The organism is Desulfovibrio gilichinskyi (genome assembly GCF_900177375.1).
Taxonomy (GTDB): Bacteria; Desulfobacterota; Desulfovibrionia; order Desulfovibrionales; family Desulfovibrionaceae; genus Maridesulfovibrio; species Maridesulfovibrio gilichinskyi.
This window is the reverse complement of sequence record NZ_FWZU01000001.1, coordinates 69,839-80,822: the sequence shown is the minus strand read 5'-3', so window position 1 is coordinate 80,822 and position 10,984 is coordinate 69,839. Positions and strand designations below refer to the sequence as shown.

The window sequence follows — 10,984 nt, the reverse complement described above, 5'->3', positions numbered from 1 at the left end:
TCAAACAAAGAAATGCCGCGCAAAATCGCGCGGCATTTCTTTGTTTGAAGAAAGCAGTCTTTATATATTAAAGTGATTCAACTAAAATTTTAGGAGCAGGAAACGGATCTCCCTTATGCTCTAATGATCCTTGAGAAAGTTCCATCCGGACCTCATCCAGATCTATTACCTTCGGCGGAACAAGTGTAAAACCGGAAGCTTCACACCAGTCATGCCGACTGGCAAACTCACCATCATATCTTACTTCATCCAGAATAAAGTAATTATCTTCCCCCATAATCCTATCCCATTGATGCACCATGAACTCAAACTTGCTAGGATCGAAAGCGCTTATATTATCCCATGTCCATGAGAACTTACACATTTCATTATCGTACCCGAGAACGCACAAATACTTGGCCTTGCTGTCCAAGTACATTCTGCGCCTGATCTTTACTGGAGTGGCTGTAATTAAATTCCGGTCAAATTCACATTTTTTACCCCCCAGTGAAGCCTGAATTACACATTCATCATCGATACGCATTCCCCATGTGGTAGTATTACCCTTGCGCCACCAATCCATAGGTTTCATAGAATATACTTCAGATCCGTATTGACTGATTGTGCGAACAGTTTTCTCTGACACTGGATGCAGCGCAAGATCACAAGAATGGCCATGCGTGGAAAAAACGAGTTTCATTATAATTCCTCCTAGTTGTTTGTTGTATCCCCATCAATTAATTTTAATTTAGTTTGCATAGCCCATGCCACATGTTCTATTTTTCACTATCATAGCAACGTATTTAATTTAACAATTAATTACAGCTTGTTATTTTAAAAAAAATAATATTTAATCGCGCAAAAAAAGATGATTGCGCAATAAATTGTGCAATCATCTTTTTAAATATTAGAAACACTGCTCTGAAAGAAGTTATGTATTCGGAAATTAAATCAGGGCTGATCTTTATACAATTTTTCAGGAATATTTCAGACTTCCGGCTCTTAAACTAGTTTTAAGGCTCCATCGCCCCCTTGCGCTTAGCGCCTGTTATAGAGTTCTGCGTCATCAGAATTATTGCTGAACTATATTCTAAACGGTGATACATCTTAGAAGGAAAATATTTAAATCTTAAAACCAGTTCTAAAAACACAGCCAATCATAAAAGACTGAAGGTGGTAATATGAAATTATCAATACGTGACAAAATAGTACTGATGGCAGTCGGGACAACAATCATAACAGGAATAGCAATATTCTTAACAGTTACCCACTACGTTGCTAAGGGGTTCGCCACTGAAGCAGTTCGCAGTGTTTCAACTATGAACAAAGTCGTTGAACATGACATTGAAAACCGTTCGAAAGCATTTCTTGAAAAAGCAATACTTATCGCTCAAGAGGCAGAATTGACTGATGCCATAAAGGCTGGAGATAAAGATAATTTATCACAAGTACTTAAAAGAATGATGACCGAAACAGAGTCTGACTTCGTAACCGTTACTGATGCAAATGGAAAAGTTATTGCACGTGGACATTCAGATAATTTCGGAGATTCTGCAACAAATCAAGAAACTGTCATCAAAGCGTTAAACGGACAAAGCTGCTTCGGAATAGTGAAAGGAAAAGAAGTAGTATTTACGTTACGTGCCACCGCTCCTATTAAAAATAACAATGAGATCATTGGCACAATTTCAATTGGAATTTCTTTATCTGATGCAAAATTTGTTGATAGCATCAAAGGCTATACCGACCTTGAAGTAACAGTCTTCAACGGTAACACTCGCGAAATGACAACTATCATAAACTCCGGAAAGCGAGCCGTTGGAACCAAAATTAAAAATCCTGAGGTTATTCAAACAGTAATTGATGAAGGAAAAATTTTCCTCGCCCGTAATAACATTCTCGGCGTTGAATATCAGACTGCTTATTGGCCTATAAAAAATTTAAACGGTAAAAATATAGGTATGTGGTTTATTGGAATGCCGGTTGAAACCATGATTAAATCCCAAAATGCTGTGCGCAATTCTTCACTGATAATAATTTCAATAGTTCTTCCTTTTATCATCCTAATAGCGTGGTTAATAGCCAGAACAATGGCCAAACCTATTGTTGTAGCAACCAACTATGCAACCAGTGTCGCTGAAGGCGATCTGAATAATGTGCTTAAAATTAAAACTAATGATGAAGTAAGCCTTCTTGCCGATGCTCTTAATACCATGGTCGTCAACCTGAAAAATAAAATTAACGAAGCCGAAAAGCAAACAAGTCTTGCAGCTGAAGAAACTAAAAAAGCACAACAGGCTACCAAAGAAGCGGAAGTAGCACGTCGTCAGGCTGAAACCGCTAAAAAAGAAGGAATGCTGCAGGCCGCACGGGAACTTGAAGATGTTGTTGAAATCATCTCTGCTGCTTCAGAAGAATTATCCGCGCAAATAGAGCAATCTTCCGCGGGCACAGACGTGCAAAGCCAGCGTGTCAACGAAACAGCGACAGCAATGGAAGAAATGAACGCAACAGTCCTTGAAGTGGCAAAAAGTTCTGGAGAAGCTTCTGAAACGGCTAACAAAGCCATGCAAACAGCAAAAAAAGGATCAGATGTCGTCACAACTATGATCACTGGAATCGGTACAGTGCTTGGCTATTCTGCAATCTTGGAAAAAGAAATGGAAAAACTCGGAATAAGTGCAGAGAAAATTGGTCAGATTATTGATGTCATTTCTGATATAGCAGATCAAACCAATCTGTTAGCTTTAAATGCTGCCATTGAGGCTGCCCGTGCGGGTGAAGCAGGACGAGGATTCGCAGTGGTTGCTGATGAAGTACGCAAACTTGCAGAAAAAACAACTACAGCAACAAATGAAGTCGCAAAGGCCATTTCAGAAATACAAAACGGAACGAAAGTAAGTATCAGCCAGTGTGCCAACACTGTTCAAGGAATTAATAATGTTTCCGGCATGGCCGAAGATGCAGGTAATTCTCTAACTGAAATTCTTTCTCTAAATGACCAAGCTTCAGATCAAATTCGCGGAATTGCTACAGCTTGTGAAGAACAATCTGCAACTTCAGAAGAAATTAATCGCGCCGTAGATGAAATCAACCACATTGCATCTGAAACCGGCGATGCAATGCATCAATCATCTGAGGCCGTCATGGATCTTGCGGCTCAGGCACAAAAATTAAAATCTATTATTGATAATATGAAAAACGATAATTAGATTTTGAATCATGGGAGCGTGTATAATATAATGCACGCTCCCATAGTGATTTTTTTAGGAACTGACTCGTTTAGAATTTCTCAAAATCATTATCAGCTTCCATATCCATATCCAGACTTAATCCTGAATTCCCAGATAACGGAAGACTCTTGACCGGTTTAGATCTCACTCTCGAGGCTTGGGGCAAGGCTTTCATAGAGCCTTTTCTTCTTATATTGTGAACTTCCCCGTTAATCTGAAAAAAACTCGATGTTGACTGAAGTTGTTCCGTCGCACCCTGGGACATGTTCTGAGCCGAAGAGGAAAGCTCTTCGCTGCCGGAAGCAACATTGTCGGCAGCGGCTTGAATCTCGCTGACAACATTTTGCAAATGTCCGACCATACCTTTGATAGCACCGTAAACATAAATACGAAGCAAATATTTCATAAATATATATATATCGTATAATTCATAACACTATTATGTTAATATCGCATATTAATATTACTCTTATAAGATAAGAGTAAATAATTAAATACTATACGTGGAGATTATATCATGAACCTGAAAGATGTGAAGCTAGGCAAAAAATTAGGACTTGGATTTGCGGCAATTTTAACCATAATGACAGTACTCGGGGTTACAACCATTATCAATATGAATATAGCCGGTGCTGGAAGCAACGATCTTGCTAGAATGTACATTCCGGAGATGTCTAACGCCATCGAAGTGCAAAAAACATCTCTGCTAACTATGCATGCTATGCGCGGGTTTACTATGTCTGAGGACGAAGCCTACTGGACAGAAAGCCAAAAACTACTGTCTGAACTAAATACTCATTTAAATGACGCTAAGGCGTTATCTGACAAATTCCCACAACTGGTTGAGCTTCGTAAAAATGTTGAAAAAGCCACAGCTGCGGTAGATCAATACGCCAGTTTGGCAACCACGACCCGTGAGATTCACGACGAATTGAAAAAAGCACGTGTGATTATGGATGAATCAGCCAAAAAATTCATGAAAAGTGCATCTGAATACCTACAAGGTCAGAATATAAAAACATCCGCACAAATTACAGCCCAAGCCTCTCCTGAAAAGTTGAACTTGAGACTTTTTAAAATCACATCTCTCAATAATGTCATCAACATCGGAAACAATATTCAGATAAATAATTTTAAAGCACAGGCAGAACGTGACCTGACAACACTAGCTGAAACCATCAAAGAATTCCCTAAAATAGATAACATACTGGAGGAAATAAAGAAAGTTACAACACAGGAAGTAGACATTAATTCACTTAACAGTATTAAAGAAGAGTCTGGCAAATATCACAATGCCATGATTTCCTTCTACGACAACATGCAAAAATCCCGACAACTGGACCTTAACCGCGAAGAAGCCGCCAACCAAATAATTGTCGCTGCTCAGGCAACTACTGATACTAGCCTGGGCCAAACCCAAAAAGTCGCAAGCAAAAGTGCTCACGATCTGGAAATAGCCACATGGGTAATATCTATAGGACTTATAGTTGCAGCTCTTATAGGAATTCTGGTGGCGATATGGCTCACCAAATCCATCACAGGCCCCATGACTAAAGGTGTGATTTTCGCCACCAAAGTGGCTGATGGTGACTTGAACCAGACTTTAGATATCCACCAAAAAGATGAAGCAGGACAGCTTGCGCTGGCTATGTCAAAAATGGTGGCCAATCTAAAACTGAAAATTTCCGAAGCTGAACAGAAAAGTAAAGAAGCAGATCATGAGTCGAAGCGGGCCACGATAGCCATGACCGAAGCCGAAGCAGCAAAAAGCAAAGCGGAGTCCGGCCGCAAGGTCATTATAGACGCAGCAAAACGTCTGGATATAGTGGTGGAACGTATGACTACCGCCTCCGAGGAACTTGCCGCACAGGTTGAACAAGCCAGCCGTGGAGCAAAACTTCAGACTGAACGTGTCAGCGAAACAGCAACAGCCATGGAAGAAATGAATGCAACCGTGATGGAAGTATCCATGAACGCAAGCAACGCCGCTAAAGAATCTGACAAAGCCCGTGGCAAAGCACAGGAAGGCTCAGCGGTGGTCGGGAAGGCAGTTAATTCCATCCAGAACGTACAGATTCAGATTGGTGACCTAAAAGGACATATGTCTTCCTTAGGCAAGCAAACAGATGATATCGGCAGCATTATGCATGTTATTTCTGACATTGCTGACCAGACCAATCTGCTGGCTTTAAACGCAGCCATTGAAGCAGCTAGAGCCGGTGATGCCGGTCGTGGTTTTGCGGTAGTCGCAGATGAAGTACGCAAACTAGCTGAAAAAACCATGGATGCGACTCACGAAGTAGGTGAAGCCATCAAGAACATTCAGACAGGTTCACACAGCAGTATAACCAGCATGGACAAAGCCGTGCAAATGATCGAAGAAAGTACAGAACTGTCCAAACTTTCAGGAGAATCTCTCACTGAAATAGTAGCACTGGTAAACCTAACAACCGATCAGGTACAAGCCATCGCCACCGCCGCCGAGCAGCAGTCTGCGACCAGCGAAGAAATAAACCGGGCCGTAGACGAAATAAACAGTATTTCGAGCGAAACATCAACAAGCATGGGCCAGTCAGCTATTGCCGTAGAAGAATTAGTAAGGCAGTCACAAGAACTCAAAATCCTTGTTGAGGAAATGGTACATAGCGAAGATTAATCGTAAGGTATTAACATCTGCTTTCCCATGTGCGGTCAACTTCACGAATGATGAATCAGATGATCAGATTTCATCATTCGTGAAGGATAAAGCCGCCAACTGTTCAAAAAAAATAGACTTTCGAGTTATATAGGATATTTTATTGCCTAAAAATAAAACTAATTTGATCACTAATGTTTTTTCGATTCAGCAGGAAATGTACAATAAAATTAATCTATACCTACACATTGCAATAGTCCCACAATGATAATAAGTAGAAATATAATAATACTAAAAATTAAAAGCGACATTAAGAAGTAACAATAAATGATACTGATACTGATACTGATTAAAAAATTCTAAAATATTTTTTTATACAATTTAAGCATTATTTATATTATTATAGTATTAAATACTATCCACGCACGGGTTCTAATATCACAATATAATAACAATTAATATAATTTATCATATCCTGGGGAGGATTTTATCGTGAACTTAAAAGATGTGAAGCTCGGCAAAAAGCTTGGACTTGGATTTGCAATTATTTTAGCAATAATGATAATACTTGGTGGCACTGCTATTATTAACATGAATTTATCCAGCGATGGTAGCAACAAACTTGCTAAAATGTATGTACCCGAGGTAGCCGAAGCCATTGATGTGCAAAAAGCCTCTATGCTAACAATGCATGCCATGCGTGGATTTACCATGTCTGAGGATGAAGCCTACTGGACAGAAAGCCAAAAATTGCTGTCTGAACTCAGAAACAGCCACTTAAAAGATGCTAAAAAATTGGCTGACAAGTTCCCGCAACTGGAACAACTTCGCGAAAATGTTGTAAAGGCCACAACTGCGGTGGAACAATATGCCGATTTGGCAGCCAAGACCCGAGAAATTCATGAAGAACTGCAAAATAACCGGTCAATCATGGATGAATCCGCTCAGCAGTTCATGAAAAATGCCTATCTGTATCTCGGAGACCAAAATAAAAAACTATCTGCGCAAATTGCCTCACAAGGCTCGCCGTTAACAATGAACGACAGATTGATTAAGATTACAGGTATCAATGACGTCATAGATCTTGGCAATAATATCCGGGTAATGAATTTCAAAGCACAGGCAGGAAGTGATCTGACAATACTTGCTGAAGCCATTAAAAAGTTCCCGGAAATAGATGAAATATTAAATAAATTAAAGGCCATGACAACACAGAAAGAAGACCTGCATGCCCTCGACCTTGTTAAAAAAGAAGCTGATGACTATCATAAAGCTATAACTTCTTCCTACAATGATATGGATCAACTTCAAAAACTGAACAATCGTTTAGATGCTGCCGCCAATCAAGTCATTGCCGCGGCTGATGCAACTGCTGAAGCTGGCATGTCTCAAACACAGCGCATCGCAAACGAGAGTGCGGACACTCTGAACATGGCCACGTGGATAATAATTTTCGGCCTCACTGCTGCAATTCTTTTGGGAATATTAGTAGCGATATGGCTTACCAAAGCCATAACCGGCCCCATGACCAAAGGTGTAATTTTCGCAACCAAAGTGGCCGATGGAGATCTGAACCAGACTTTAGATATCCACCAAAAAGATGAAGCAGGACAGCTCGCTCGGGCCATGTCAAAAATGGTGAACAATCTAAAACTGAAAATTTCTGAAGCTGAACAGAAGAGCAACGAAGCAGACCATGAATCGGAACGTGCCAGAAAAGCCATGATCGAAGCCGAAACAGCGCAAAATAAAGCTGAATCAGGCAGACAACTCATTTTAGACGCAGCTAAACGTTTGGAAAAAGTGGTTGGAAAGATATCTACCGCTTCCGAAGAACTGGCCGCGCAGGTAGAGCAATCCAGCCATGGCGCCGCGATTCAGACTGAACGAGTCAGCGAAACAGCAACAGCCATGGAAGAAATGAACGCAACCGTGCTTGAAGTCTCCAGAAACGCAAGCAATGCTGCCTCAGAATCCGACAAAGCCCGTGATAAAGCACAGGAAGGTTCAAACGTCGTCGCCAAGGCTGTAAATTCCATTCAGGATGTACAGAATCAGATTGGCGACCTGAAAAAACACATGTCCTCATTAGGTAAACAGACAGATGACATCGACAGTATCATGCATGTTATTTCTGACATTGCGGACCAAACAAACCTGCTGGCATTAAACGCAGCCATTGAAGCTGCCAGAGCAGGTGATGCAGGTCGCGGCTTTGCGGTGGTAGCGGATGAAGTTCGCAAGCTTGCTGAAAAAACTATGACGGCTACTCAGGAAGTAGGGGAAGCCATCAAAAACATACAGACAGGTTCACGCAACAGCATGGACAGTATGGACAAAGCAGTACAGATGATTGATGAAAGTACTGAACTGGCTAAACTTTCAGGAGAATCGCTTAATGAAATAGTGACGCTGGTAAACGTAACAACCGATCAGGTACAAGCCATCGCCGCCGCCGCTGAGCAGCAGTCTGCAACCAGCGAAGAAATCAACCGGGCAGTAGAGGAAATAAATAATATCTCTACCGAAACATCAACAAGCATGCGCCAGTCAGCTACTGCCGTAGAAGAACTTGCAAAACAGTCGCATGAACTCAAAAACCTTGTTGATGAAATGGTACATAACTAAGATTAACCAACCGGAACAATCCCCGGCATCCACTGGGTAACATTTCCGGAAGTCGAACAATTTAAAGGGTTAACTCAAAAACTGAGTTAACCCTTTTTTTATATGATGAATAAGTTTGCTGGCTATGTCTGATAATCTTGTACTATTTTTTGCCTACTTTGCAGTAATTTTGTACAAGAGTAGATCTGTTGCTGTTTATTCTATTTTTTGAGGACAATATTTATGTCTATGCTTGCTAACTAAAGGAGATTTCCCTCATGCCCAAATTTTTTTATACTTTATTGATTTGTGCTTTAGTACTTATCCCCGCTCTGAACTGTCAGGCCCGCAGCTTTGATGAAATTGTTACCAGCGGAACACTACGTGTTGGAACAACTGGGGACTACAAGCCGTTTTCATTTAACAATGCAGGCAAATACGAAGGGTTTGATATTGCGGTAGCAGATAGTTTTGCCCACAGCCTGGGTCTTAAACTTGAACTGGTGGAAACAACCTGGAGCACCCTTATGGGTGATTTGAAGGCAGACAAATATGATATAGGTATGAGCGGAATAACCAGAACTATAGCTCGTCAGAAGGAAGCACGATTTTCACAGGGTTACGTAATGTTTGGCAAAACTATTCTGGTTAACAAGGTTAACGAATCCCGCTTTAAATCTCTTGCCGATGTTGACCAAAAAGGAGTTCGCATCGGAGTTAATCCCGGCGGAACAAATGAAAAGTTTGTTAAAGCAAATATTAAAAATGCTGAAATTGTAATGTTTAAATCAAATCTGGATATCCCTCTGGCTGTTGCCGATAAGAAGGTTGATGTAATGATTACTGACAGCGTTGAAGCACTTTATTACGCAGCAACCAATAAAAAATTGTCAGCTCCCATAGCAAATGATCCTTTCACTCGTTCTGAATTAGGATACCTGATGCCAGCTGATGCTGAACGTCTTCAAGATACTATTAATTTCATGATGGACCAGATGATTCTTAAAGGTGAAATGGCTTCTCTTAAAAAGCAGTATCTCCATATTGGAAAATAAACAGGCTGTCAGCAACAGCTCCCACCTACCACGTTAATAACAAAAAAGGGTTAACTCATAAACGGAGTTAATCCTTTTCCAACTTGCCTGTTTCCATAAACGGCCTTACAACTTATTCTTCACTGATTCCAAAATCAACATCAACCCCCTAACCTCCAATTCATGATCAACAATGTTCACTACCTTACAAAAATCTACTGGATGGTTAATCCTCACCACCTTGATACTTTTTCTTGCCAGCGGATTCACACCTTCTTTCGTTATCGGCGTTGCCATAATGGCCTGGCTGGTAGTCATCATAGAATGGAACAGACTTCCAGCAACTTCTCGTAAACAGGCGTGTTTTCTTCTTGTCGTCGGTATCGCTGCGTTGTTATTCTCAGCTCAAAACGGAATATTTCTTGGCTGGCAAAAGATCATGACCCAGAATTTGCAATTACTGCCGATGTTTATAGCCGTATCCTTTCTGGCATTAGCCAATCCCGCCGCCAAAGATGATAACCTGCCGACGGGAAAACGGGCCATGGTAATCACCGCATTCGGCACCAATCTGCTTGGCGCGGTTATCAATCTCTCAATTCTTTTTGTTTTCGGGGATAGATTGGAGCGCAATAATACTTTGACCAAAGCGCAGGCTATTCTTCTCGCCCGCTCTTTCTGTGCGGCGTCATGGTGGTCGCCGTTTTTTATCGCCGCAGGCGTTGCCCTCACCTACGCGCCGGAGATGCAATATCACCGGATACTCCTACCGGGTCTCATCCTCTGCGTGATTTCAATTTGCTATTCGATTGTGGAGGTTGGATTTATTCGCAAAAGCGAATTTACAGGTTATCCGGTGCGGGTAGAAAGTATGACCGTACCTCTAATACTGGCGGTAGCAGTAATCGCCGGACATTATTTTTTCCCCGAACTGGGCATGATTATGCTGATCTGTATAGTTGCGCCTCCGGCTGCGATTCTGCTGATGCGCGGCAGACCTCGTTTGCCATATCTCCATGAGTTTATTACCTATCGAATCAACTCCACGGTCAGCCAGTTCGTACTATTTATCACTGCCGGAGTTTTTTCCGTCGGTATCACATCGGTGATTCAGGTTTATCCTGAACTGTTCAACTTCGCAGGAAATACATTCAGCCACGGGATGTTTGCAATCATCTCAGCGCTGCTCATCGTTCTTGGGCTTATCGGCGTACATCCGCTGGTAGGGATCTCCATCGTCAGCCCTCTGCTATTACCGCTGCATCCTGACAATTCAAGGCTCGCATTCTTATTTCTTACAAGCTGGTCAATCTCAACCGGCAGCAGTCCGTTATCCGGAGTAGGTTTAGTCTTGACCAGTCGATATCATATATCACCTCGCTCGATACTGACGAGCAACTTTCACTATGTCGTAGCCATGTGGCTTATCTCCAACGCAGCGAACATACTTTACTTCGGTTAAGTGACATCACCAGACCCAGCACCACTCATCCACA

General features: G+C 41.5%; 7 protein-coding genes. 5 read left to right on the top strand and 2 right to left on the bottom strand.

From position 1 onward, the window contains the following. Positions 1-67: 67 nt before the first annotated feature. Positions 68-679 carry a hypothetical protein gene (locus tag B9N78_RS00345; protein WP_085096688.1) on the bottom strand — a complete coding sequence of 204 codons (612 nt, stop codon included), beginning with the start codon at positions 677-679 and terminating at the stop codon, positions 68-70. Positions 680-1,160: 481 nt separating this feature from the next. On the opposite strand from B9N78_RS00345, the gene B9N78_RS00340 reads away from it, so the two are divergent. After that, positions 1,161-3,191 (top strand): methyl-accepting chemotaxis protein, encoded by a 2,031-nt coding sequence (locus B9N78_RS00340; protein WP_085096685.1) that lies wholly within the window; start codon positions 1,161-1,163, stop codon positions 3,189-3,191. 70 nt (positions 3,192-3,261) lie between these two features. Here B9N78_RS00340 and B9N78_RS00335 read toward each other — a convergent pair whose 3' ends face one another. Further along, complete coding sequence (locus B9N78_RS00335) at positions 3,262-3,618, bottom strand: methyl-accepting chemotaxis protein (RefSeq protein WP_085096682.1); 357 nt, start codon at positions 3,616-3,618, stop codon at positions 3,262-3,264. A 111-nt stretch (positions 3,619-3,729) separates the two neighbouring features. On the opposite strand from B9N78_RS00335, the gene B9N78_RS00330 reads away from it, so the two are divergent. The 4 genes from B9N78_RS00330 (at position 3,730) to B9N78_RS00315 (ending at position 10,950) form a co-directional block, all read left to right on the top strand. Beyond that, positions 3,730-5,868 carry a methyl-accepting chemotaxis protein gene (locus B9N78_RS00330; RefSeq protein ID WP_085096679.1) on the top strand — a complete coding sequence of 713 codons (2,139 nt, stop codon included), beginning with the start codon at positions 3,730-3,732 and terminating at the stop codon, positions 5,866-5,868. 471 nt (positions 5,869-6,339) lie between these two features. Continuing rightward, entirely contained in the window at positions 6,340-8,475 is a 2,136-nt protein-coding gene (locus B9N78_RS00325; protein ID WP_085096676.1) for a methyl-accepting chemotaxis protein, read from the top strand. Between the two features lie 257 nt (positions 8,476-8,732). Next, complete coding sequence (locus B9N78_RS00320) at positions 8,733-9,509, top strand: transporter substrate-binding domain-containing protein (protein WP_085096673.1); 777 nt, start codon at positions 8,733-8,735, stop codon at positions 9,507-9,509. 172 nt (positions 9,510-9,681) lie between these two features. Continuing rightward, positions 9,682-10,950, top strand: a complete 1,269-nt coding sequence (locus B9N78_RS00315) for a hypothetical protein (RefSeq protein WP_085096670.1) — start codon at positions 9,682-9,684, stop codon at positions 10,948-10,950. The last annotated feature ends 34 nt before the right edge of the window (positions 10,951-10,984 follow it).

Bases quoted from the DNA above. Each gene is read 5' to 3' on its own strand.
- B9N78_RS00345 (WP_085096688.1), bottom strand. From the start codon at position 679: ATGAAACTCGTTTTTTCCACGCATGGCCATTCTTGTGATCTTGCGCTG.
- B9N78_RS00340 (WP_085096685.1), top strand. From the start codon at position 1,161: ATGAAATTATCAATACGTGACAAAATAGTACTGATGGCAGTCGGGACA.
- B9N78_RS00335 (WP_085096682.1), bottom strand. From the start codon at position 3,618: ATGAAATATTTGCTTCGTATTTATGTTTACGGTGCTATCAAAGGTATG.
- B9N78_RS00330 (WP_085096679.1), top strand. From the start codon at position 3,730: ATGAACCTGAAAGATGTGAAGCTAGGCAAAAAATTAGGACTTGGATTT.
- B9N78_RS00320 (WP_085096673.1), top strand. From the start codon at position 8,733: ATGCCCAAATTTTTTTATACTTTATTGATTTGTGCTTTAGTACTTATC.
- B9N78_RS00315 (WP_085096670.1), top strand. From the start codon at position 9,682: ATGTTCACTACCTTACAAAAATCTACTGGATGGTTAATCCTCACCACC.